This is a genomic window from Butyricicoccus sp. AM05-1, assembly GCF_003474415.1.
GTDB lineage: Bacteria > Bacillota > Clostridia > Oscillospirales > Butyricicoccaceae > Agathobaculum > Agathobaculum butyriciproducens.
Map to the genome: position 1 here is coordinate 78,875 of NZ_QUDG01000007.1, position 25,341 is coordinate 104,215.

The following is a 25,341-nucleotide window of genomic DNA, read 5'->3' on the forward strand; positions in this document are numbered from 1 at the left end:
GTTGTAGCAAATCTTCCGGAAATGAAAAAAACACCATAATCTCCCTTGACAAAGCAAGGCAGGACGGCTATAATGCAAAGTGTAAACAGCAAAGGCGCTGTGGGCACACGACCCGCAGCGCCTGTTTTGTTTTATTCAGTTTGTTTGCTATTAAAATTAACATATGTAAGGAGCGAACCATTCATGAGCATTACGAATGTTCCCGAGCTGTTCGGCAGCATGGTGTTTAGCGACACTGTGATGAAAGAACGTCTTCCCAAGGACGTTTACAAGAAGCTGAAGAAGACCATGCGCGAGGGCACCGCGATCGACGCTGATGTTGCTGCTGTTGTTGCAACGGCAATGAAGGACTGGGCGATCAGCAAGGGTGCAACCCATTACACGCACTGGTTCCAGCCGATGACCGGCATCACCGCCGAGAAGCACGACTCGTTCATCACGCCGACCGACGACGGTCATGTGATGATGGAGTTCTCCGGCAAGGAGCTGATCAAGGGCGAACCGGACGCATCGTCCTTCCCGTCCGGCGGTCTGCGCGCAACCTTCGAGGCACGCGGCTACACCGCATGGGACCCGACCAGCTACGCATTTGTAAAGGATGGTTCCCTTTACATTCCGACCGCATTCTGCTCCTACACCGGTCAGATCCTCGATAAGAAAACGCCGCTGCTGCGCTCGATGGACGCCATCAGCACACAGGCGTGCCGCATCCTCAAGCTGTTCGGCAAGGATGTTAAGCGTGTAACCACCACCGTAGGCCCTGAGCAGGAGTACTTCCTGATCGACCGCAAGGATTACACGAAGCGCAAGGACCTGATCTTCACCGGCCGCACTCTGTTCGGCGCAATGCCCCCGAAGGGTCAGGAGATGGACGATCACTACTTTGGTGCACTCCGTCCGCGTGTAGCTGCCTTCATGAAGGATCTTGATGAGGAACTGTGGAAGCTGGGTATCCTCTCCAAGACCAAGCATAACGAGGTAGCGCCGTGCCAGCACGAGATGGCGCCGATTTTCTCCACCACCAACATTGCGACCGACCACAATCAGCTGACCATGGAGGTTATGCGTACGGTGGCACAGAAGCACGGCTTCACCTGCCTGCTGCATGAGAAGCCGTTTGAAGGCGTAAACGGCTCCGGCAAGCACAACAACTGGTCGATTTCCACCGATGCAGGCGAGAACCTGCTCGAGCCGGGCAAGAACCCGAGCGAAAACAGCCAGTTCATCCTGTTTCTGACCGCCGTTATCAAGGCGGTTGACGAATATCAGGATCTGCTCCGCATTTCCGTCGCTTCTGCCGGCAACGATCACCGTCTGGGCGCGAACGAAGCGCCTCCGGCGATCATCTCCATGTTCATCGGCGACGAGCTGCAGGCTATTCTGGATTCCATCGAGTCCGGCGAGGACTACACCGACGTTTACAAGACCAAGATGGATCTGGGCGCTGCGGTTCTGCCGGCTATCCCGAAGGACACCACCGACCGCAACCGTACCTCTCCGTTTGCCTTCACCGGCAACAAGTTCGAGTTTCGTTCGCTGGGCTCTGCGGTCAACATCGCATGCGCAAACGTTATGCTGAACACCGCAGTCGCTGAGGAGCTCCGCCAGTTCGCTGACGAGCTGGAGGGCGCCGAGGACTTCGAGAAGGCGCTGATGGCACTCGTAAAGCGCGAGATCAAGGCGCACAAGCGCATCATCTTCAACGGCAACGGCTACGATGATTCCTGGGTAGAAGAGGCGGAGAAGCGCGGTCTGCTCAACTTCAAGAGCGCAGCGGACGCATTCCCGCATTACGTTGACCAGAAGAACCTCGACCTGTTCGCAAAGCACAACGTTTACACCGCTGAGGAGATCCATTCCCGTATGGAGACCCAGCTTGAGGAGTACAACAAGATCCTGCACATCGAGGCTATGACCATGAGCGATATGGTACGCGAGGAGATCACTCCGGCGTGCATCGCATTTGAGAACGAGCTGGCAGGCACCGTCAATGCCAAGAAGGCAGCAGGCGTTACCGGCGGCATGGAGGTCGGTCTGCTGGGCAAGGTTTCCGAGCTGACCGAGGAGCTGTACACCAAGAGCGCAGCACTCGACGAGGCTGTTGCAGCCGTTCCAACCGATGATAGCCAGAAGGCAGCACATTACTACCACGATGTTGTCATCTCCGCAATGGATGCGGTTCGCGTACCGGCTGATAAGCTGGAGGGTCTGGTAGGCAAGAAGTTCTGGCCGTTCCCGACCTACTCCGACATTCTGTTCTACGTTTAATAGAGCAGACATCAATTACATTCGTTAGAAAATATATTTCTATACACAATGGCGTGTATTTCCGCTGTTCCTTCCGGGATGGTGGAGATATACGCCATTTCTATTTCCAAGGGGGTCATTAAAAATGGATATCATGGAACTTGCTACGTCGATGGACGTAGGCTGGACGCTTGTTGCGGCGGCACTGGTATTCTTTATGCAGGCGGGCTTCGCAATGGTTGAGACCGGCTTCACCAGAGCAAAGAATGCCGGCAACATCATTATGAAGAACCTGATGGACTTCTCGCTCGGCACGCCGATCTTCTGGATCCTTGGCTTCGGCATCATGTTCGGTGCGGCAAGCCCGTTCTTCGGCGGCTTTGATTTCTTCGCGGACGGCGTTGTCGGTGAGGGCTACGACTGGACGACCCTGATCTTCCAGACCGTATTCTGTGCAACTGCCGCGACCATCGTTTCCGGTTCGATGGCAGAGCGCACCAAATTCTCTGCATACTGCATTTACTCGATGATTATTTCTGCGGTTATCTATCCGGTTTCCGGTCACTGGATCTGGGGCGGCGGCTGGCTCGCAGAGCTTGGCTTCCACGACTTTGCAGGCTCCACGGCGGTACATATGGTCGGCGGTGTTGCCGCTCTGATCGGTGCAGCCATCCTCGGTCCCCGTATCGGCAAGTACACCAAGGATGGCAAGGCTCGTGCAATTCCGGGTCACTCCCTGACGCTCGGCGCACTCGGCTGCTTTATCCTGTGGTTCTGCTGGTTTGGTTTCAACGGCGGCTCTACCGTTGCACTGTCGGGCGGCGGTGCTGAGGTTGCATCCCGTGTATTTGTAACCACCAACATGGCAGCTGCTGTTGCAACCGTAACCGTTATGTGCATCACCTGGATCCGCTACAAGAAGCCTGATGTTTCCATGACGCTGAACGGCTCTCTGGCAGGTCTGGTAGCCATCACTGCAGGCTGCGATGTGGTTACTCCGTTCGGTTCGGTTATCATCGGTATCTGCGCAGGCTTTGCTGTTGTATTCGGTATAGAATTTGTCGATCAGAAGCTCAAGGTCGATGATCCGGTCGGCGCTGTCGGCGTGCACTGCATCAACGGTGCACTGGGCACGATTCTTACCGGCCTGTTCGCTTACTATAATGGCACCGAAGTTGAGCCTCTCGGCGTATTCTACGGCGGCGGCTTCCGCTTCTTCGGCATTCAGGTTCTCGGTGTCGTTGCAGTCATTGCATGGGTTGCAATCACCATGACCATCGTATTCAATGTTATCAAGCACACCATCGGCCTGCGTGTAAGCGAGGCTGAGGAGATCATGGGTCTGGATAAGCCTGAGCATGGCCTGTCCTCCGCATACGCAGATTTTATGCCGGTCGTTCCTACTGTTCTGGGCACCAAGGCTGGCGAAACCGCTGCAAAGATCAAGGATACCATCCCGGTAGCAGTCGAAAAGGCTGTTCCGGTGACCAAGGTTACCACAGAGGGCACGGCTGCTGCCGGCGGCCACAAGCTGAGCAAGATCGTTATCATTGCAAAGCAGTCCAAGTTTGAGGTTCTGAAGGAAGCACTGGCATCCATCGGCGTATCCGGTATGACCGTGACCAACGTAGTCGGCTGCGGCGTACAGAAGGGCGCTCCCGAGTATTACCGCGGCGCTGAGGTTGACGTAACCCTGCTGCCCAAGATGAAGATGGAGGTTGTTGTATCCAAGGTTCCGGTTGAAACCGTTGTTGAGACGGTCAAGAAGGTTCTGTATACCGGTCATATCGGTGACGGCAAGATCTTCGTTTACGATGTGGAGAACGTCGTAAAGGTTCGTACCGGCGCAGAAGGCTTTGATGCCCTGCAGGACGATAACTAAATCGCATAAAGGAAAACGCTGAGCCACGGCTCAGCGTTTTCCATTTTCAATTACTCATGGCTTGAAGTTCGGAAAATACTTCTTCACAAACGGAATGTCCTTGACTGTGAAGGTTTTTCCGTTAAGGTACTGCAAGGCTCCCGCGTCCTGCGCGAATCGGAAGGTGAGGGAATAGGCATAGAGCGCCTGACCGGTTTCGCCGTAGGGACGGTTGAGTTCGTTCGTGCCGTATTTGCCGTCGCCGAGCAGCGGGCAGCCGATGGACGCCATATGTGCACGGATCTGGTGCGTACGGCCGGTCAGCAGTTCACACTCCACGAGCGACAGTCTGCCGTGCGACGTGAGCGTGCGGTAGCGCGTGCGTGCGGTCTTGGCACCCGGCACGCGGGTCCTGTGCAGCGTGACCTGCTTGCGCTTTTCATCACGGCGGAGATAATTCTCGATCAGTCCCTCGGGCGGCTTGGGTCTGCCGTGCACGATGCACAGATACCGCTTTTCCATCTCGCGGTCCTTGATCTTATCATTTAATATGCGCAGCGCTTCAGCGGTCTTTGCCGCGATGACGATGCCGCCGGTGTTGCGGTCGATACGGTTGCACAGGGCTGGTGCAAATGATGCGGCATCATCCGGATTCCACGCACCGGACTGAAACAGGTACGCCTGAATGTGTGCGATGAGCGTATCCGTGTCGCCGTGCTCATCTGCGTGAACGACCATGCCCGGCGCCTTATCCGCCAGCAGGATGTGCTCGTCCTCGTACACGACGCGCACGCGCGGTGTTTTGATGCGGCGGAAGGCTTCTTCCTCCTTGGGCGCGTCAAAATATTCGTCATTGAGGTAAAGCTGCACGGAATCGCCCTCGGCGAGCTTGTAGGCAGCTTCAGTGCGCTTGTTATTGACCTTGATGCGCTTTAATCGCAGGTATTTATGCATCATGCCGCCGGATAAAAGCGGCACAGCTTTCTCTAAAAATTTATTCAGACGTTGTCCGCTGTCGTTTTTTGTGATATAATATTCTCTCAAGGCAGGGTATCCTTTTCCGTTGATTTGCCCGTTTGGGTGAAACCAGTATACCGCATTTTCCGAAAAAAGAAAAGTGCGGGCGGACAGTTCGGAAAAATACCGTGTTTTGTAGATTTTTTGGTTGACAAAGACCGATTGTTTGTAGTATACTATCTTAGTACCATGTGAGGTTGACATGAAGATTGACTTAAAAAAGCTGAACACGTCTGCACATGCGTCGATTCCGTTCGATGAAACGATCGACCTGACGGACGAAAAGCTCTATGGCGCGAAGCCGTTTCAAAGCCCTGTCCACATCAAAGGCGTGGTTTCTAATGAAAGCGGTGTTGTGAGACTGGCGGGTTCGATCGAAACGATCTACTCCACCGAATGTGCACGCTGCCTGAAACCGCTCGAGATTCCGCTCTCAGCCGAGGCCGATATGATGCTCTCGGATGACCCCGAGGCGGAGGAAGAGGACGATCTTTTTGTGCTGACCAGCGACAGCGTGGATCCTGCGGACGTATTGGTGCCGGCATTGATCCTGCAGGTACAGATGACCTATCTGTGCAAAGAGGACTGCAAAGGCCTCTGTCCGCACTGCGGCGCCGACCGCAATGTGACCGACTGCGATTGCGATAAAAAGCAGATCGATCCGCGATTTGCCGCGCTGCGCGCCCTGCTCGATTCCGACAAGGGCGAATGAGTTCGTATTGAAAAATAAGACGATAGAGTAGGAGGTGTATCCAACATGGCAGTACCTAAGGGTAAAATTTCTAAGGCACGCCGCGACAAGCGTCGTAACTCCCACTGGAAGCTCTCTCTGCCCGGCATGGCTAAGTGCCCGAAGTGCGGCGAGATGAAGCTGGCGCACAGAATGTGCAAGGCCTGCGGCTATTACAACGGTCGTGAGGTTAAGTCCGTTAAGGAAGCGTAAGCCTTAAAACAGAACAGGAAAAATGGAGAAGGCCGGATAGCTTTCTCCATTTTTTTTCAGGTTTCGATGAAAAGGCTCGCCTTTGCATCGAGAGGGACGTACCGAGCACGGCTCGGATATGTTCCGGGCGCAAATCAGCGCGTCCTTGCGGGCATACTGATTTGCTTTCTTGTATCAAAAGCCACATACATGCTGCGGCTTTTTGTGAATTTTCTGCGGAAATTCTATTGAATGCGCGCTGACGCGCGGTTTTAACGAATTTCTTGCTTGCAATTTGTTTGCAAATGTCTTAAACTGACCTTAAAGGAGGGGAAATTTATGGCAAAGCCTATTGTTGCGATCGTCGGCCGTCCGAACGTCGGCAAGTCGCAGCTGTTCAACCGCTTGGCGGGCAAGCGGCTTTCCATCGTTGAGGATACGCCGGGCGTTACCCGCGACCGCCTGTACGCTGACAGCGACTGGCGCGGTCGTGATTTCACCGTCATCGACACCGGCGGCATTGAGCCGTCGAACGATAACGAGATTCTGCAGTTCATGCGCTTTCAGGCAGAGACCGCGATCTCGCATGCGGATGTCATTATACTGATCACCGATCTGCGCACCGGCATTACTGCCGCCGATCAGGACGTTGCGTCCATGCTGCTGCGCTCGGGCAAGCCACTCGTGTTGGCTGTCAACAAGTGCGACAAGCCGGGTGATCCTCCGGCGGAGTTTTATGAGTTCTACAACCTCGGTCTGGGCGAGCCGTACGGTATTTCTGCGCTGCATGGCTATGGTGTCGGTGAGCTGCTGGATGCGGCTTACGAATACTTCCCGCCGGCAGACGAGGAAGAGGAGGACGCGGACCGCATTCGTGTGGCCCTCATCGGCAAGCCGAACGTCGGCAAGTCCAGTCTGCTCAACCGCGTGCTCGGCGAGGAACGTGTTATCGTTTCCAATATTGCCGGTACGACCCGCGACAGCGTAGACGCCGATGTGGACAACTCCCACGGCAAGTTTACGTTCATCGACACCGCCGGTATCCGTAAGAAGAGCAAGGTGGACGAGAAGATCGAGAAATTCTCGGTTATGCGTTCGCTGCTGGCGGTAGAGCGCGCCGATGTGTGCGTTATCATGATCGATGCGACCGAAGGCGTTACCGAGCAGGACACCAAGGTGGCCGGAGAGGCGCACAACGCCGGTAAGGCGTGCATCATCGTGGTAAACAAGTGGGATCTGGTCGAGAAGGACGGCTCCACCATGAAGGAGTACACGCTGCGTGTCCGTGAGGGTCTGGCATACATGCCGTATGCACCGGTGCTGTTCATTTCCGCGCAGACCGGTCAGCGCGTGGACAAGCTGTTCTCGCTCATCCATGAGGTATATGAGCAGAACCATATGCGCATTCCGACCGGCCGACTCAACGCCATTCTCGCGGAGGCAACCGCACGCGTGCAGCCGCCTACGGACAAGGGCCGCCGTCTGCGTATCTTCTATATGACGCAGGCCTCTACCTGCCCGCCGACATTCGTCTGCTTCTGCAATGACGCGCGTCTGTTCCATTTCTCCTATCAGCGTTATCTGGAAAACCAGATCCGTGAGGTGTTCGGTCTGACCGGTACGCCGGTACGCATGGTCATCCGCGAGCGCAGCGACAAGTCGCAGTAAGGAGAGGGCAACATGACACTTACGCATTTTGCGATCATTGCCGTGTGCGCGTATCTGTTCGGCTCGCTCAGCTTTGCGATCATTGTCAGCAAGGTGACGCTTGGCAAGGATATCCGCAACTACGGCAGCGGCAACGCCGGTCTGACGAACGCGTACCGCACGATGGGTGCGAAAAAGACGCTGTTCGTTCTGCTCGGTGACATTGCCAAGGGTGCCGCAGCGGTTTCGGTCGGCTGGGCGCTCGGCGGTCCGGTCGGCAAGCTGACAGCGGGTATTTTCGTTATCCTCGGCCACATGTTCCCGCTGTATTTCGGCTTTAAGGGCGGTAAAGGCGTACTGGTCGGTGCGGTTATGCTCGCGTTTTTTGACTGGCGCGTGTTCGCCATTGCATTTGCGCTGTTCATCCTGTCGGTCGTGCTGACGAAGTGGATCTCGCTCGGTTCGATCCTCGGCGCGGTCAGCTTTCCGATCACGACATGGCTGTTCTATCGCGATCCGGTGCTGACGGCAATGGCGTTCGGCATGGCGGCGGCAGTCGTTTTCATGCATCGCTCGAATATCGGACGCATCCTGCACGGCACGGAAAATAAATTCTCTTTTAAGAGCAAAAAGACGATCGAAGCATCGCCTGACGGAGAGGAGAAGTAACATGAAGGTTTTTGTACTGGGTACCGGTGGCTGGGGCATCGCACTGGCGATGCTGCTGCACCAGAACGGACATGAAGTAACCTCGTGGACCTATCTGCAGGAGGAGTGTGACCTGCTGCACCGCGAGCGCTGCAACGAGAAGCTGCTGCCGGGTGTTGTCATTCCGGAGGGCATTGAGATTACGACTGACATGTCCGGCGCTGCCAAGGCGGATCTGGTCGTGCTGGCGGTGCCGTCCTTCGCGGTAGCGAGCACGGCGGAGCAGCTGGCGAAGATCGTGCCGCCGCATACGGTTATCGTCAACGTCGGCAAGGGTCTGGACTCCAAACACGGCTACTGCCGGTTCTCCGAGACCATCTCGAACGCGATGAACGGCAGCAATCCGGTCGTTGCACTGACCGGTCCGACGCACGCCGAGGAGGTTGCACGCGGCATTCCGACGGCTATCGTAGCCGCTTCGGAGAGCCGTGCGGCGGCTGAGCTGACGCAGGCGGCGTTCATGAACGATACCAACTTCCGCGTGTACACCTCGTCTGATATCATCGGCTGTGAGCTGGGCGGTGCGTTCAAGAACATTATCGCACTCGGCGCCGGTATTTCGGATGGTCTGGGTCTGGGCGACAACTCCAAGGCGGCGTTCATGACCCGTGGTCTGACCGAGATTGCGCGTCTGGGCGTCAAGCTGGGCGCCAAGCAGGAGACATTTGCGGGTCTGTCCGGTGTGGGCGATCTGATCGTAACCTGCTGCTCCATGCACTCGCGCAACCGCCGTGCCGGTATCCTGATCGGCAAGGGCGCGACCGCGCAGGAGGCGATGAAGGAGGTCGGTGCAACGGTCGAGGGCTATTACGCGACCGAGGCGGGCTATCACCTTGCACAGCAGCAGGGTGTGTCCATGCCGATCACCGAAGCGATGTACGCTGTGCTGTACGGCGGCATGCCTGCACAGGAGGCGATTCGGCATCTGCTCAATCGTCCGCGCCGCGGCGAGCACGAAGAGGTCTGGGTGCACTGAGAAGCTGAAAGGAAAAAGAGAAGGGAAAGCCGGCAGGAGACTGCCGGTTTTCTGCTGCTCGGAAAAAATTGCGGAAAAAGAGAAAAAAGTGTTGACAGGGGACACATTACCTGATATAATAAATCTTGCTTTGAGGCGGTAAGCCAAAAGCGAGATGAAAGGAATATGCGGCTGTAGCTCATCTGGTAGAGCGCCACCTTGCCAAGGTGGAGGTAGCGAGTTCGAGCCTCGTCAGCCGCTCCAGTTAGTCCACTTGCGAAAGCAAGTGGATTTTTTGTTTTTTCTGTTCGCTGAAGATTGAGGAATGGGCGCCAATCTTTGGCGGGAAGTCGCCGTACCCTGCGGCGGGGCAAGAGGGTAGACACCAAGGTTTCTACCCTCTTAACTCCCACTTCCTTTTGTTTGTTAGTCTGGCGCAGATCAGAGACCGGCGACCGCTTCGAAAAAGGGGAACAGCAGAGGATTTTTATTACCGCAGGGGAGCACAGTGTGCTCCCATTTCTTTACCTCTGCGCAGTGCCGGATTCCGTACTGCTACACATATCGGCAGCTCTACGCAGGCGCGACACAAGGTGAATTGCCCGAAGGGCAAGAGAGGGTCCCCTGGGGGATACCCGTGTCGCGCAGCTCGCTGGCTTGGTGGCCACGGTCGGCGCCTGCGGATTCGATAATTGGTACAATCTATCCCACAGGAGTGTCACTGGACGCCCTGCACCACGCTTTTCCATTGCGTAATTCTCTATTCCCCATTTTCAATTCTCAATTTGCAGAATCTCCTTCGCAAACTGTTCCCGAACACCTTCTTTATCGGAGAGAAAATCATTCCACCGAAACAATCCTGCATGCGGATTCTCAGACAGCTTCCCATAAACTGAATACGGCAGCAGCTGCGCCTGATATCTTGCACTCCAGCGCGGATACCGCTGCATAAAGCGTTCTGCAAGCCGATAAGCCTGACAATCCTTATCCGCATCACTCGCGGGATTGAGCGCGCTGAGCTGTACGCCGCCGCCTCTGCAATCGGTTTTGCTGGGCGAGGGCGTAGAGTGCGCGATGACGATGCTGCTGTCTCGACAGGGACCGATGCACAGCCACACATGACCGTCCATGCTGAAGATATCGCCGGGACGGAACGAGGACGGCTCTTGCAGGCCGTTGCCGCAGTCCTGACGGGAAAGGGTACCCCAGGCTCTTTGGGCAAGCGTATGGGCAAACTCGGCGGCGGGCGTGACATAGCCGTCACAGTCGGAGACAGACGCACTCTCGCTATGCAGGGTATTGTACAGCGTCCAGCCGAGATAGCCCGAGCAATCCAGACCGGCATAGCCGTACTGGTTCCAGCCGCCGGTCGGGTAGTAGCTGTGCGCGGGATTGCTGTCGCTGCGGTAGGTATAGCAGGCGTTCTGACAGTCGAAGAAGTCAATCCAGCTTTGCGGCAGACCAATGTGCATAGCGGTGTTACCGGAGCCGGTATCCTGCCGGTTCCAGCCGCCGCCGTAGACGTACAGCGCGGTGCCGACGGGCATCAAGGCGGTTCGGAGCAGGTTCTGCAGCGTGCGCCGACCGGGAATGCCGTGAACCGGCGGATGGTACATCTGCGGAGCAGGCCGGATATACGCAGCACCGCCGAATACCTGTGCATAACTTCCGGCGATCCGGCCGGTGAGAAAGCACGGCAGAACGACAGCGCCGCCGGCTCGTGTGCGGATTTCAAACACAGCGCGGCAGGGAAGGTGCATGCCGTCTACCGTGATGGAATTGCCGCTGACGGCATTGATTACGCCTTGTGCATCCGGACGGCTGAGAACGGCCTGTGTCACCGTTTCCTGCCGGATGGTCAAATGATACGCATGACCTTCCTGCAAGCGATTCTGGATGGCGTATCGGCCTTTATCGCACACGGCATAGCAGCATACGCTGTCGTCCTGCCGAAACCGATGCGCAAACCGATCTTTATCCTCGGCACGGGCGCAGCCGTAGCCTTGTACCCCTAAGTAAATGGACGGACCCATTTCATCACACTCCTTACCATCACAGTATAGGGCAGAGGAGCGCGGAATATGAAAACAGCGTTCCGAGCGGAACGCTGAATGCAAAAAAACGAGCCTGTTTTCACAGACTCGTTTTTGTTATGCAATTAAAGTGCAGCCTTAGCCTTCTCAGCCAGTGCAGCGAATGCAGCCTGGTCGTTTACAGCCAGGTCAGCCAGCATCTTGCGGTTCAGGTCGATACCAGCCTTCTTCAGACCGTTCATGAAACGGCTGTAGTTGATATCGCAGGTCTTGCAAGCTGCAGAGATGCGGGTGATCCACAGACGACGGAAGTCACGCTTCTTGTGCTTACGGCCGATGTAAGCGTACTTCAGGCTCTTCATTACAGCCTGGTTGGCTACACGGTAGTGGGTAGACTTGGAACCCCAGTAACCCTTAGCACGCTTCAGGATCTTCTTTCTTCTTTTACGGGTCATCATTGCGCCCTTAACTCTTGCCATTGTGTTTGCCTCCTATATGAAAGATGTTGTTTTCTAACTTACTTGTACGGCAGCAGACGCTTCAGCTGTGCTACGTTGGTAGAATCTGCGAAGCCTTCCTTGCGGAGGTGGCGCTTCAGCTTAGTGGTCTTGCCATGGCCGTTGAGCAGGTGGCGCTTGCCAACGTGACCGCGCTTGAACTTACCGTTCTTGGTAACGGAAAATCTCTTTTTTGCACCGCTGTGCGTTTTGATCTTAGGCATAAGGTTTTGCTCCTCTCTGAATTTGCGCTATATATGCGCGTTGGTTTTACTTGTCCTTTGCGGGCGCCAGAAACATCAGCATCTGGCGGCCTTCGAGCTTGGGCTGCTTTTCTACCGTGCTGCACTCCGAGCACAGCTCCGCGAAGCGATGGAGCAGATCCTGACCAAGCGACGCGTGCGTGACCTCACGGCCACGGAAGCGAACCGAAACCTTGACCTTGTTGCCGTCCTGCAGGAAGCGGCAAGCGTTCTTTACCTTGGTGTTCAGGTCGCCGATGTCGATATTAGGCGTCAGGCGAATCTCTTTGATCTCCACGACACGCTGATTCTTTCGCGCTTCCTTCTCGCGCTTTGCCTGCTCGAAACGGAATTTACCGTAATCCATGATCTTGCAGACAGGCGGCTTAGCCTGCGGCGCGATTTTGACCAGATCCATGCCCTTTTCTACGGCGATATCCTGTGCCTGCTGAATAGGCAGAATGCCGAGCTGTTCGCCGTCGTCACCGATCAGACGAACTTCCTTGTCGCGGATCTCTTCATTGATTTGATGTTCCATGCTGCTGATTGGTAAGCACCTCCAAACGAAATCGGTTTAAGACAAAAAGAAAAAGGACTGATCATTCAGACCGTCCTCCAAATAAAATCGCAGAGCGCGCAAAGCGGCTTCTGTGCTTTATTGACCCGTTTGCTTCGCTGCGGGTGAGGACCTGCCTTCTTCCTTGTTACCTCAACTACTATACCAGAATTAATTTGCAAAGTCAAGGCTTTATTTCACGTTTTTTAACTGGTATGATTATTACAGCAACAGACATACTATGATCGTGTAAAGTGTAGTGCTGAATGCACAACATAAGGCTTTACAAATACGTCATAATTTGTTATGCTTAATACAAGGGACAGGAAACACCTGATTGATCCCCTTTACTATGAATTGAAGGAGGTGCCGGACCCATGAGCGAGGAATACGGCAATGATTTTGTAACCCTGATCGACGAGGACGGCAACGAGGTCGAGTTTGAGCATATCGACACCGTGGAATATAATGGCGTGACCTATCTGGCGTTTATCCCTGCAGAGATCTCCATCGAGGAGGATGCAGAGGTCGTTATCATGCAGATCGTTGAGGAGAACGGCGAAGAGCTGCTCGAGGCGGTCGAGGATGACGAGATCGCAGATGCAGTGTTCAACATCGTTATGGAACGCGCCGAGGCAGAGGAGGAGTAATTCTCCGGCCGATGGCATAAAATAAGAGTAAACAGCGCAGCTTCGTTATCGGAAGCAAAGCATTTTATTTCGGTAAGATCCTGCCCTGTTCGACAGCAGTCCTTTTTTAACCCACATTTTTAGTACGGGACTTCGGAAAGTTTTGATACTGAGCAGCAGGCCTCCCGGGTATACACGGAAGTTGGAAGCGCAGAGGTATCAAACAGAGGACCCACCTGCATGAGTCGTGCAGGTTACTAATTGGACTGCATCGGCAGGGTGGGGTTTTATTTTTGCATGAGTACGGAAATCGAACTTCGAGTTTGTTAAATCGTTATATACGAAGGTTTGTCGCTTGCGAAGCGAACGAATCTTGCCTGCCCGGCAGGGGCACAAGAGGGTAGACACCAAGGTTTCCACCCTCTTGTGAATCACCCCTTTCCTTGGGGATAGCCTGGCGAAAATCGGAGAGCGGCGACCGCTCCGAAATAGGGGAACGGCAGAGGATTTTTATTACCGTAGGGGAGCACAGTGTGCTCCCATTTCTTTACCTATACGCAGTGTCAGATACTTTGCTGCTACACATAAGGGCAACTCTACGCTGGGTGCGGCACAAGGTGAATTGCCCGAAGGGCAAGAGAGGGTCCCCTGGGGGATAACAGTGCCGCACAATTCGTTAGCGTGTTATTACAGACAGCACCTGCGGATTTAATCTTTGAAATTTATATTATATCATATCCGTAGAGCACCCCGCCCTACGATAACATTTAACTGTATATGTCATTCGCAGGCGCTGTTCGTAATCTCTAGACTAACAGAAAAGAAAACACCCGAGGCATTAAAAATGCTTCGGGTGTTACATTTTTGTCCGTGACGCGGGACTGGATGATTCCATTTTTATATGTTTCCTTTCAAAAACAGGTATAAAAAAACCACGCGGCTGCTGTTTCTCTGCAAGCCCTGCGTGGAACCGATCAAAAAGTGCGGTTACTTTTCGCTCTGCGTCTTATGGTCATCACCAAAGATCAGATCGTCGATGTCCGGACGGTCGGGCTTCTGCGGAATAGAAAGTCTTCTCATGATGTCATGCCTCCTTACTAATGTACTCTATATATTATTATAGCATGTTATTCTAAAAATGCAAATAAAATTCCTGTAAAGTTACACAAATTTCACAAAAGATAAGGGGCGGCTAACGATAAGCCGTCCCTTCTTTTGCCATTTCGTATGTAGTGCTTAGCGGCCGAAGTAGCTGAAGTGCATGTAGTCGCGCTTGGTGCGCCAGCCGTTGCCGCCCCAGGTGAAGCCGTACTTGGTGAAGGCATTGTAAACATCGCCGCCCTCAGGGATGGAGTACGGATCAATATACGGCGTCCAGTGGGTGCCGCAGGTCGGAGACAGGGAACCGTCCGAGTTGATGGTAGCTTCCATGTTCTCGTCCGGGTTGATATCAACTGCGGTGCCCTGCGAGTGCTCGCCGGTGCGCCACGAGTAGCAGCCTACATCATAGATCGGGAACTTCTCGGAGCCGTTGAAGATCTCCTCAAAGATTGCCTGATAGATGGAAGCCAGCGAAGCGTTTACCTGCAGATAAGCCTTGGAGGCCACCTTGGTGCCGTTGGACTGCAGATGCCATACCGGAACCACGATCTCTACCATGTGAGCCTCAGCCTCAGCTGCGGACTGGTACTTGCCGTTGCCTGCGCCGTAAACGTAGGTCATCTTCTCAGCCTCGGTCTTCGGCAGACCGGCGATAGTGGTTGCGGCAGAGGTGGAAGAACCGGCGGTGGTCGGCAGGTTAGTGGAGCCGTCAACCGCTGCGATCGGCGTCTTATCCGGCTTGAAGGCGGTGCAGAAACGGTTTGCCATGATCAGCGCCTGCTCACGGGTGGTGGTGCCGGACGGAGCCAGAATGGTGGTGTCCGTGCTGGTATCGGTGATGCCGTTGATGACCGAATGATCGACCATGATAACGACCGGCTGCATTGCGTAATCGCTGATCATGCTTACATCGGGGTAATCCTCGATGCAGGCATCACCTGCGATCTCGGTTGCTTCAATATCGGCAGCGGCGAGGATGTTGTCGAGTATGGTGCACATTTCCTCACGGCTGATCTTGGCATCCGGATCAAAGTTGCCGTTGGTGCGGCCGTTTACAATGCCGAGCAGGTAAGCTGCGGTGACATTGGGGTCCGAGCAGTCCTCAAACGGCTTTTTGCCCGAAACATAGACAGCCTTGCCGCTGACAGCCTTGTAGGCGTTCAGCGCAACGGCACAGAACTCTGCGCGGGTGATAGAGCCGGAAGCGGCACTGTTGGACAGGGACGAAGGTGCCAGACCGGCATTCTGCGCAGCGGCAACGCCTTCCTGCGCCCAGCTGGACACATCGGATAATGCTCCCGCGCTTGGCATGAGCATTGCGGCAGTCAGCGCAAGCATACCGGCACGGCGAGCGATAGGATGAGACATTGAATTTTTCCTCCTGACTGGTTGCTGGTTTGCTGATAAAACAAACCGGTATGTTAAGGCAACACTGCACAATTAAAGCGGCGGTGCTTTGCGGAAATTTTGTGCCCTGACTTTGTTGCAGTTTCACGGTAATACATCAAGTATTATCGCAAAACTGCGCCTCGTCAGTACGCAAAACTTACTCGCAAATCACTCTTGTTCAATTATGCGGTATTGCCTTAAATAAAACGAAATGGTCGAATTTAGACGAAGTTACAGTATTTGTAAATTTATACACATCATCCACAGACTTTTCCACAAGCTGTCAAGAACCTGCGGCTCTGTCGAGTGAACGGTACTGCAGAGCCTCGGCGAGATGCTCAGCCTCGATGACATTGCTGTCGGCCAGATCGGCGATCGTGCGGGCAACACGCAGTACGCGGTCATGCGCACGAGCGGTCAGCCCCAGTCGCTGAAATGCGGCCGCAAACATACGAGACGCATCCGCGCTCAGCGGGCAGTGCTCGGCAAGCTGCGGCGGCGGAATGGCGGCGTTGCACACGTCGGCGCCCTGCCGGGCATACTGCCGCTCGCGCGCGGCGAGCACACGGGCACGAATGTCGGCAGAGTGTTCCTCGCTGGCCTGACCTCGTGCGGCAAGCGCGGCGTATTCAACCGGCTGCACAGCAACCTGCAGGTCGATTCGGTCGAGCAGCGGACCGGACAGACGGTGCAGATACTGCTGAACGGCAGCCTTGGTGCAGGTGCAGCGTTCAGTGCCGTACCAGCCGCATTTGCAGGGATTCATCGCGGCAATGAGCTGAAACCGTGCCGGATACGTCACCTGACCGGCGACACGCGAGATGGTAACTTTGCCGTCCTCAAGCGGCTGGCGCAGGGTTTCGAGCACATCGCGGCGGAATTCCGGAAATTCATCCAGAAACAGCACACCGCGGTGCGCGAGCGTGATCTCGCCGGGGACGGGCAGCCGCCCTGCGGCACCCGAACCGCCTGCCATTGCGTTGGCCGAGGAATTATGATGCGGTGCACGGAACGGCCGTTCGGCACGCTCGACTGCCTCCTGTCCTCTGCCGATGGCGGACCAGACACGGATAACCTCCAGCCGTTCGCTGTCGGACAGCGGCGGCAGGATGGTGGAAAAGCGCTTTGCAGCCATGCTCTTTCCCGAACCGGGCGGTCCGGAAAGAAGCACGTTGTGTCCGCCTGCAGCCGCGATCTCGAGCGCGCGTTTGACCGCGTGCTGACCGAGCACATGCGCAAAATCCAGCGCATCGTCCTGCGGCTCGGGCCTGGGCGGAGGAGCACACGGCGTGAGCGGCTTTCTGCCGTTCAAATGTCCGAGCAGCTCATTTAATGTACGGATCGGAAACACCGTCACACCGGAAGCATAGGATGCTTCGGCGGCATTCATCGCGGGAACGAACACGGTTTTGAAACCGGCATCACGCGCGGCAAGCGCCATGGAAAGCGCACCGCAGACAGGCCGCAGCTCTCCGGTGAGGGAAAGCTCCCCGAAGAAGAGAGCGTTGTCGGGCGGTGCGTCGATCTCGCCCGCTGCCGCCAGAATGGAAAGCAGAAGGGGCAGATCGTATGCTGTTCCTGCCTTTTTTGTGTCGGCAGGTGCGAGGTTGACGGTCAGTCGGGACACGGGCCAGTCAAAGGCGCAGGCCTTTGCGGCGGCACGGACGCGCTCTCCGGCTTCGGATACCGCGCCGGTCGGCAGACCGACGACATCCAGCCGGGGAAGTCCGCCGGAGAGGAAGCACTCGACGGTGACAATGTAGCCGTCAATGCCGCTCAGTCCTGCGGAGAATACGCGAGATACCATGCCGATCCCTCCGATACGTATGACATAACCAGATAACTATACATCTAATACTATACTATGTGTCATCAGATTACGCAATAAAAAACACGGAAAAAACACAGAAATTCCATGATAAAAAGTTTGCATGCGTTTCACAATACGAAACGGCTTATCAAAATTTGAAAAATAGTGCGGAAAATAGTACATTTACTGTTTACAACTTTGTGCGTGAGTGCTACAATGGAGGGGCAGGTAAGGCTTAGTTTAGGTTAAAATACACCAAAACGAGGGCTTTTAATTCCGATTGAGAATTATAATTTTTTATAGGAGGACATCAACATGGCAAGAAAGATGAAGTCCATGGACGGCAACACTGCGGCCGCGCACGTATCGTACGCGTTTACCGAAGTTGCGGGTATCTATCCGATCACCCCGTCCAGCCCCATGGCAGACAGCGTTGACCAGTGGGCTGCCGCAGGTCAGAAGAACATTTTCGGTACTACCGTTAAGGTAATCGAAATGCAGTCCGAGGCAGGTGCGGCGGGTACCGTACACGGCTCTCTGGCAGCAGGTGCGCTCACTACCACCTACACCGCATCTCAGGGTCTTCTGCTGATGATCCCGAATATGTACAAGATCGCAGGCGAGCTGCTTCCGTGTGTATTCCACGTTTCCGCTCGTACCGTTGCATCTCATGCACTGAACATCTTCGGTGACCATTCCGACGTTATGGCTTGCCGCCAGACCGGTTTCGCTATGCTGGCTGAGACCAACCCGCAGGAGGTCATGGACCTGTCTGCAGTAGCACATCTGGCTACCATCAAGTCCCGCGTTCCGTTCATCAACTTCTTCGACGGCTTCCGTACCTCCCACGAGATCCAGAAGATCCAGGTTTGGGATTACGAGGATCTGAAGGAAATGTGCGACATGGATGCTGTTGAAGCATTCCGCAAGCGCGCACTGAACCCGGAGCACGCTATGATGCGCGGCTCTCACGAGAACGGCGACGTATTCTTCCAGCACCGCGAGGCTTCCAACAAGTTCTATGAAGCTGTTCCGGGCATCGTTGAGGAGTACATGGGCAAGGTAAATGCCAAGCTCGGCACCAACTACCAGCTGTTCAACTACTACGGCGCTGCTGACGCTGACCGCGTTATCATCGCTATGGGCTCCATCTGCGACGTTGCAGAGGAAGTTATCGATTACCTGAACGCACACGGCGAGAAGGTCGGCCTGGTTAAGGTTCGTCTGTACCGTCCGTTCCGTGCTGACAAGTTGATCGCAGCTATCCCGGAGACCGCTAAGAAGATCGCAGTCCTCGACCGCACCAAGGAGCCGGGCTCCCAGGGCGAGCCGCTTTACATGGACGTTGTTACCGCTCTGGCTGATGCAGGCATCACCGATAAGGTAGTAACCGGCGGCCGTTACGGTCTGGGTTCCAAGGATACGCCCCCGTCCTCCGTATTCGCTGTATACGAGGAGCTGGCTAAGGCAGAGCCGAAGAAGATGTTCACCCTGGGCATCAACGACGACGTTACCTACCTGTCCCTCGAGGAGAAGCCGGCACCGAACACCGCAGCAGAAGGCACGACCGAGTGCAAGTTCTGGGGTCTCGGCGGCGACGGTACCGTTGGTGCGAACAAGAACTCCATCAAGATCATCGGCGACCACACCGACAAGTTCGTACAGGCTTACTTCCAGTACGACTCCAAGAAGACCGGCGGCGTAACCGTTTCGCATCTGCGTTTTGGCGACAAGCCGATCCGTTCTCCTTACTACATCAACAAGGCTGACTTCGTAGCATGCCACAACCCGTCCTACATCACCAAGCACTTCCCGATCGTGCGTGACGTTAAGCCGGGCGGCGTATTCCTCATCAACTGCCAGTGGACTCCGGAAGAGCTGAGCAAGCACCTGGCAGCTTCCGAGAAGCGCTACATCGCTAAGAACGACGTTCAGCTTTACACCATCAACGCTATCGACCTCGCTATCGAGATCGGCATGGGCAAGCGCACCAACACCATTCTGCAGTCTGCATTCTTCGCACTGGCTAAGGTAATGCCGAGCGAGCAGGCTATCCAGTTCATGAAGGACGCTGCTACCAAGTCCTACCTGAAGAAGGGCCAGGACATCGTTGATATGAACCACAAGGCTATCGACATCGGCGCTACCGCATTCAAGAAGATCGACGTACCGGCTGACTGGGCTGACGCACAGGACGAGGCTGATACCCGCGATCTGCAGGGTCGTCCGGAAGTTGTCAAGATGGTCAAGGACGTTATGGAGCCGATCGGCCGCATGGACGGCGACTCCCTGCCGGTATCCGCATTCGCAGGCGAGCATGTTGACGGCTCCTTCGAGCACGGCGCAGCTGCTTACGAGAAGCGCGGCGTAGCAGTTACTGTTCCGCAGTGGAACGAGGCTACCTGTGTTCAGTGTAACCAGTGTGCTTACGTCTGCCCGCACGCTACCATCCGTCCGTTCGCTCTGACTGAGGAAGAGGCTGCTGCAGCACCGGCTTCCACCAAGCTGGTTGACATCAAGGCAGGCAAGGGCAAGGGCGTTTACAAGTACACCATGGCTGTATCTCCGCTGGACTGCATGGGCTGCGGCGTATGTATCGGCGTTTGCCCGACCAAGTCTCTGACTATGGTTCCGCAGGCTGACGAGGCTGCTCAGCAGGATGCATTTGATTACTGCGTAGCAAAGGTTTCCGAGAAGGCCGACATGATCTCCACGAACTCCGTAAAGGATTCGCAGTTCAAGAAGCCGCTGCTTGAGTTCTCCGGTTCCTGCGCAGGCTGTGCAGAGACCTCTTACGCCCGCCTGATCACTCAGGTTTGCGGCGACCGTATGTACATCTCCAACGCTACCGGCTGTTCGTCCATTTGGGGCGGTCCGGCTGCTACCTCCCCGTACACCGTTGATGCAAACGGCCACGGTCCGGCATGGGCTAACTCCCTGTTCGAGGATAACGCAGAGCACGGCCTTGGCATGTACTATGGTCAGGAAGCTCTCCGTGAGCGCCTGATCTCCAAGCTCGAGGTTATGGCTGGCTCTGAGAACGCTACCGACGACTTCAAGAACGCTGTCAACACCTTCATGGATACCAAGGACAACGGCGCTGCTAACGCTGAGCCGGCAAAGGCACTGGTTGCAGAGCTCGAAAAGGGCGCAGCAGCAGGCTGCCCGGACTGCAAGGATGTTCTGGCTCACAAGGAATACCTCGCTAAGAAGTCCGTTTGGATCTTCGGCGGCGACGGCTGGGCATACGATATCGGCTTCGGCGGTCTGGATCACGTTCTGGCTTCCGGCAAGGACGTAAACGTTATGGTATTCGATACCGAGGTTTACTCCAACACCGGTGGACAGGCTTCCAAGGCTACCAACATCGGCGCTGTTGCACAGTTCGCAGCTTCCGGTAAGACCACCAAGAAGAAGAGCCTTGCTGAGATCGCTATGAGCTACGGCTACGTTTACGTTGCACAGGTAGCTATGGGCGCTAACCCGGCTCAGACCCTGAAGGCCATCGCTGAGGCTGAGGCTTATCCGGGCCCGTCTCTGGTAATCGGCTATGCTCCGTGTGAGATGCACTCCATCAAGGGCGGCATGACCAACTGCCAGGCTGAGATGAAGAAGGCTGTTGACTGCGGTTACTGGAACCTGTTCCGCTTCAACCCGCAGCTGGCTGACGAGGGCAAGAACCCGTTCATTCTGGAGTCCAAGGAGCCCAAGACCGAGGATTACCGCAAGTTCATGATGAACGAGGCTCGTTACTCCGCACTGACCCGTGCATTCCCGGATCGTGCAGAGGGCCTGTTCGAGCGTTCCGAGGTAGAGTCTACCAAGCGTTACGCTCACCTGAAGCGCCTGCAGGATCTGTACGCTCCCGAGGCGTAAGATCGCGCAAAGCGCTTGCTGAAATAGCATAATAAATCCCGCAGAGGTTTTCTCTGCGGGATTTTTTTGCGTTCATTTCGTAACATACGCGAATTGTGTCTGCTATATTGCAGGGCGGGGGAAGGTCACCCTGCCCTGCACGATATATTTTGCCTAAAAGTCTCTTGGGGGATAACAGTGTCTTGCAACTCTTTAGTCTGATGGCAGCGGACGGCACCTGTAAATTCATCTGCACACGCGCAATCGTAGGGGGAGCACACTGTGCTCCCGCACCGTCGCCAACCGGGCGCGGACAAACGATTTTGCCGCTGCATGATACATTTCTGTTTCAAAATACAAAGAGATATATCCTTCCGGAAAAATTTATGCTATACTGAAACCAGATAAGACAGGCAGGACAATTAGATAGAGAAAGGCGGATGTTTATGAACAGAGATCTGCTCAAACGTGTGGGAATGTTGACGGCGGCAACTGCCGCCTGTACAGCCGGTGTTTTCGGGGCGCTGGCGGTGAATGGCTTACGCTACATGAGGCCAACGGCAGATAACTGGTGGCTGCTGCCGTGGGTCGCACCGGCGGAACGCATCGAGCAGTGCGTTATGGACTTCGGTGAGGGCGACCCGACCTACACTGTCACCGGATACGATGCACAGAACCGCGAGATTTGGTCGCGCACGACATTCGGCAAGCTGGCATCGGTCGGCAGCAGCCGTGATGTGTACATCGGCAATATATCGGCGCGGTATTTCTTCGGTCAGGGCGGAAAAGCGGACTCGGTTTGCCAGTATGATGAACAGGGACGGCTTATCCGTATGGAAACCGACTATGGCGGCATATCGACGTATTACTACCACGGCGATGCGACTGAAACGTATCTGGAGGAAACGCACAACGCGCAGGGCGCGTTGACCGGCCGCAAGATCACCGAAACCGACCCGCAAACAGGCAGTACCGTCACCAATATGGACATATACGAGGACGATGGTACCTATCTTGCCTCGCAGTACTGCATACTGGATTCGCATGGCAACATCGTAAAGCAAGTGCATGTCAGCGCGGGCGGACAGATGAGAACCTGTGACTATCAGTGGACGTATGACGATGCCGCGCGCACGGCCACCTGTGTGGACGAGGCGGAGGGCACGACCGAGAAATACTGGTATGACGAACAGGGACGCTGGATAAAAAATGCATATAGCTTTTCGGAGGATGGTTTTTCGCGTGAGATTACAACAACTTACACCGATGTCACCCGCTGAGGAGGTGTTTGGGTGAAGCTGAACATTCTTAAACGAGCCGGTATGCTGGCGGCGAGCACTGCGGTCTGCTGCGGTGCTGTTTTCGGCGGCTTATCGCTGAACGGACTGCGGTATGTCCGTCCGACAGCGGAAAACTGGACACTTCTGGCGTATATGCAGCCTGCTGCTCGGATTGAACAGCAAAAGACAACGCGCGTGATACCGGATGAGAAGGAATGGTCCTATCTCAGAATCACCGGCTACGATGCGCAGAACCGCGAGATCTGGTCACTGAATTGCAAGCGTCCGTTCGGTGTGAGTTCCAGTGAACGCAAGGTTTACAACGGCAGCCAAATGACATGGTATTCCACAACCTGCGGTGTGAAAACGGTTTCTTACACAGAGTATGACGAGCAGGGTCGTATCGTTCGCACGGAGGATGCGGACGGAATAGAGACTTACACCTATCGCGGAGACGAGGAAGAACCGTATATGGAGCAGAGCTGCGACACGGCAGGCAACATGCAGTCACAGACAGTGTCGGAATACAATCCCAAAACCGGAGAAACGACCAGAACCAGTACGGTTTTCGAGGGTGTGCTGACCGGTACATGGATCACGGTGAAGGATGCACGCGGCTCCACGCTGCACATGGAAAATGATGTGCATGATCCGAATTACGAAATGATGCAGGACAACGAGTGGACGTATGACGACGCTGAGCGCACCGCAGTCTGCGTCAGCGAGGACGGCGTAACCGAGAAAATATGGTATGACGAGCAGCAGCGTGTCCTGCGGGATGAATACTACACGCCGGACGGTATTCTGCAGACCTGCACCGTCAATGATTTTTTTGACATTACCCGATAAATCTGGGAACCTTTTGCAGATACCAACGTCAAATACAATGCAGCGATCAGAAAACACATCACTGACCGCTGAATTAAAAGGAGGATTTTCTATGAAACGAACGATTGCAGCGATTTTATCTGCGGCTATGCTTGTAACGGCAGCTGCGGCAGCGGAAGCGCCGAGCAGTTGGGCGAAGTCGGCGGTGGATACCGCGCGGAACGCGGGCATTGTGCCGGAGCAGGTCGATCAGGCGTACACGCAGAGCATCACCCGAGCGGATTTCTGTGCACTGGCGGCAGCGGTTTATCGCACCTGGGAAAAGAGCGGCAACGTAAAATCCGTTGATAAGGCTGTGGTCTCCTTCTCGGATACCAAGGATGAGGATGTGCTGCTCTGCGCGGCTCTGGGTGTGGTAAACGGCGTTGGCAATGGCAAATTTGCACCGCAGCAGCAGCTGACCCGTCAGCAGGCGGCAAGCATGCTGCACCGTCTGGGCAATCTGCGCAAGAATGCCAAGGACAACGTAAAGGACCGTATGCCGCACGTTTTTGCGGACGGCGCGGATATTCAGGCGTGGGCGCGGAATGATGTGTACTGGGTCTACAATCAGGGCGTAATGAACGGCGTCAGCGGCAATCGTTTTGCACCGAATAACAGCTATACGCATGAGCAGTCCATCGCGACCATGCTGCGGCTGTATGATACCAAGTATGCTGTCAAGGACGACAGCACGAGCGGTACCGGCAGTAAATATCGGATTACTTATGGGGCTGTCGGCCCAGGTGTTTCGCAGGTATATCTGGAGGATACAAAGGGCAATCGCCTGCTGACAGATTACAAGAACACCAAGGGCGAATTTTACGATATTGAGTTGTTCGGTGAGTGGGTCACGCTGCGAGAAACCGTGGCTTATAAGCATGATGTGCACAACATGAAGACCGGTGAAACACTGGAAAACTACGCTGTTAGCGGCACGGACGGCGAGCAGGCAGGCTGGCTGCGTCCGTCTCCGGAGAATGGCGGTGAGGTTTATGGAAAGGACCGCATTATTTATGCCGATGGCACGAGCAGCACGCAGACATATGACGCGCTGACCGATTTCAAGGATGGAAAGGCAGTTGTCCGCGTGGACAGCAAGACCATTGCCGCAATCGACACGACTGGCAAGACTCTGTGGAGCATGAATTTTGCGTTTGACCACAGCAAGATGGCTGTTGAAATTTTGCTTGCTGGTGATGGCAAGGGTGACCGCTTTGTTGTTGTAAATCGGGACGGTTCCTCGTACACGATTATCGCAGGCGGCAAGCGCATTGCGTCCAGCTCGCGCGCGCTGCAGCTGAATCAGTACAGCGATACCTACATCGCCGCAGAATCGACCGGCTACTATGCGCTGTACAACTTTAAGGGCAAAAAGCTGACAAAGACCTATCAGAATGCGTTTGACGAGGTTGGTCAGAACATTTACAGCCATTGGCTCAGCAATACCGAATACGAATACATCCGCTGTGATGCGGACGGCACGAACAAGGTTCTGTTCCGCGTAAAGTGCCCGAACGGCCGTCCGGGCGCACTGCCGACCGACGGCGCAGGCGTGTATGCGCTCCGCACGGATGAGCATACCGTTACCTGCTTTGACCGCTTCGGCACGACGCTTGGCACCATTAAGTACGATGGTGAAATCACGATGGAAGCCACCTTTGAAAACGGCTGTGTCCGCGTAATGGATAAGCTGTACCTCCCGACCGGTGAGGAAATCTGATA

General features: G+C 55.1%; 19 protein-coding genes, 1 tRNA gene and 1 other RNA gene. 14 read left to right on the plus strand and 7 right to left on the minus strand.

Annotated features, from left to right (window positions below; genetic code table 11):
* Positions 1–189 precede the first annotated feature (189 nt).
* Positions 190–2,268, plus strand: coding sequence for a glutamine synthetase III family protein (locus DW088_RS10690; RefSeq protein ID WP_118360754.1), 2,079 nt, complete (start codon positions 190–192; stop codon positions 2,266–2,268).
* A 124-nt stretch (positions 2,269–2,392) separates the two neighbouring features.
* Entirely contained in the window at positions 2,393–4,129 is a 1,737-nt protein-coding gene (locus DW088_RS16550; protein WP_442861186.1) for an ammonium transporter, read from the plus strand.
* Between the two features lie 54 nt (positions 4,130–4,183).
* Here DW088_RS16550 and DW088_RS10700 read toward each other — a convergent pair whose 3' ends face one another.
* Positions 4,184–5,152, minus strand: coding sequence for an RluA family pseudouridine synthase (locus DW088_RS10700; RefSeq protein WP_118284962.1), 969 nt, complete (start codon positions 5,150–5,152; stop codon positions 4,184–4,186).
* 175 nt (positions 5,153–5,327) lie between these two features.
* Here DW088_RS10700 and DW088_RS10705 point away from each other — a divergent pair, with 175 nt between their 5' ends.
* From DW088_RS10705 to DW088_RS10730, 6 genes are all read left to right on the plus strand, one after another.
* Positions 5,328–5,837, plus strand: coding sequence for a YceD family protein (locus tag DW088_RS10705; protein WP_110436148.1), 510 nt, complete (start codon positions 5,328–5,330; stop codon positions 5,835–5,837).
* A 45-nt stretch (positions 5,838–5,882) separates the two neighbouring features.
* Positions 5,883–6,068, plus strand: coding sequence for a 50S ribosomal protein L32 (gene rpmF, locus DW088_RS10710; RefSeq protein WP_110436149.1), 186 nt, complete (start codon positions 5,883–5,885; stop codon positions 6,066–6,068).
* Between the two features lie 318 nt (positions 6,069–6,386).
* The gene (der, locus tag DW088_RS10715) at positions 6,387–7,715 is read left to right on the plus strand and encodes a ribosome biogenesis GTPase Der (RefSeq protein ID WP_118360703.1); all 1,329 of its coding nucleotides are present in this window, start codon (positions 6,387–6,389) and stop codon (positions 7,713–7,715) included.
* A gap of 12 nt (positions 7,716–7,727) precedes the next feature.
* Entirely contained in the window at positions 7,728–8,363 is a 636-nt protein-coding gene (gene plsY / locus DW088_RS10720) for a glycerol-3-phosphate 1-O-acyltransferase PlsY (protein ID WP_118360704.1), read from the plus strand.
* A 1-nt stretch (position 8,364) separates the two neighbouring features.
* On the plus strand, positions 8,365–9,378 hold the full coding sequence (locus DW088_RS10725) for an NAD(P)H-dependent glycerol-3-phosphate dehydrogenase (RefSeq protein ID WP_118284960.1): 1,014 nt from the start codon (positions 8,365–8,367) through the stop codon (positions 9,376–9,378).
* 167 nt (positions 9,379–9,545) lie between these two features.
* A tRNA-Gly gene (locus tag DW088_RS10730) sits at positions 9,546–9,621 on the plus strand.
* Positions 9,622–10,130: 509 nt separating this feature from the next.
* Here the strand turns inward: DW088_RS10730 and DW088_RS10735 are convergent.
* The 4 genes from DW088_RS10735 to infC all read right to left on the minus strand — a co-directional run bounded on the left by DW088_RS10735 (position 10,131) and on the right by infC (position 12,667).
* The gene (locus DW088_RS10735; RefSeq protein WP_118360705.1) at positions 10,131–11,390 is read right to left on the minus strand and encodes a hypothetical protein; all 1,260 of its coding nucleotides are present in this window, start codon (positions 11,388–11,390) and stop codon (positions 10,131–10,133) included.
* 125 nt (positions 11,391–11,515) lie between these two features.
* On the minus strand, positions 11,516–11,869 hold the full coding sequence (gene rplT, locus DW088_RS10740) for a 50S ribosomal protein L20 (protein ID WP_110436155.1): 354 nt from the start codon (positions 11,867–11,869) through the stop codon (positions 11,516–11,518).
* Between the two features lie 38 nt (positions 11,870–11,907).
* Complete coding sequence (gene rpmI, locus DW088_RS10745) at positions 11,908–12,111, minus strand: 50S ribosomal protein L35 (protein WP_054327617.1); 204 nt, start codon at positions 12,109–12,111, stop codon at positions 11,908–11,910.
* A gap of 46 nt (positions 12,112–12,157) precedes the next feature.
* Positions 12,158–12,667 (minus strand): translation initiation factor IF-3, encoded by a 510-nt coding sequence (gene infC / locus DW088_RS10750; RefSeq protein WP_118360706.1) that lies wholly within the window; start codon positions 12,665–12,667, stop codon positions 12,158–12,160.
* A 395-nt stretch (positions 12,668–13,062) separates the two neighbouring features.
* Here infC and DW088_RS10755 point away from each other — a divergent pair, with 395 nt between their 5' ends.
* Positions 13,063–13,335: a DUF1292 domain-containing protein gene (locus DW088_RS10755; RefSeq protein WP_117492244.1), complete on the plus strand. Its 273-nt coding sequence runs from the start codon at positions 13,063–13,065 to the stop codon at positions 13,333–13,335.
* Positions 13,336–13,409: 74 nt separating this feature from the next.
* Positions 13,410–13,604: non-coding RNA, 6S RNA (ssrS, locus tag DW088_RS10760), on the plus strand.
* Positions 13,605–14,550: 946 nt separating this feature from the next.
* Here ssrS and DW088_RS10765 read toward each other — a convergent pair.
* Together DW088_RS10765 and DW088_RS10770 are read right to left on the minus strand one after the other, a co-directional pair.
* A complete protein-coding gene (locus DW088_RS10765) occupies positions 14,551–15,783 on the minus strand; it encodes an S-layer homology domain-containing protein (protein WP_118360707.1) in 1,233 nt (410 codons plus the stop codon).
* A 304-nt stretch (positions 15,784–16,087) separates the two neighbouring features.
* Positions 16,088–17,611, minus strand: a complete 1,524-nt coding sequence (locus tag DW088_RS10770; protein WP_118360708.1) for a YifB family Mg chelatase-like AAA ATPase — start codon at positions 17,609–17,611, stop codon at positions 16,088–16,090.
* 318 nt (positions 17,612–17,929) lie between these two features.
* On the opposite strand from DW088_RS10770, the gene nifJ reads away from it, so the two are divergent.
* From nifJ to DW088_RS10790, 4 genes are all read left to right on the plus strand, one after another.
* Positions 17,930–21,490 (plus strand): pyruvate:ferredoxin (flavodoxin) oxidoreductase, encoded by a 3,561-nt coding sequence (nifJ, locus tag DW088_RS10775; protein WP_118360709.1) that lies wholly within the window; start codon positions 17,930–17,932, stop codon positions 21,488–21,490.
* 425 nt (positions 21,491–21,915) lie between these two features.
* Positions 21,916–22,749 (plus strand): hypothetical protein, encoded by an 834-nt coding sequence (locus tag DW088_RS10780; RefSeq protein ID WP_118360710.1) that lies wholly within the window; start codon positions 21,916–21,918, stop codon positions 22,747–22,749.
* Positions 22,750–22,761: 12 nt separating this feature from the next.
* Entirely contained in the window at positions 22,762–23,598 is an 837-nt protein-coding gene (locus DW088_RS10785; RefSeq protein ID WP_118360711.1) for a hypothetical protein, read from the plus strand.
* 91 nt (positions 23,599–23,689) lie between these two features.
* Entirely contained in the window at positions 23,690–25,339 is a 1,650-nt protein-coding gene (locus tag DW088_RS10790; RefSeq protein WP_158574671.1) for an S-layer homology domain-containing protein, read from the plus strand.
* Positions 25,340–25,341: the final 2 nt, after the last annotated feature.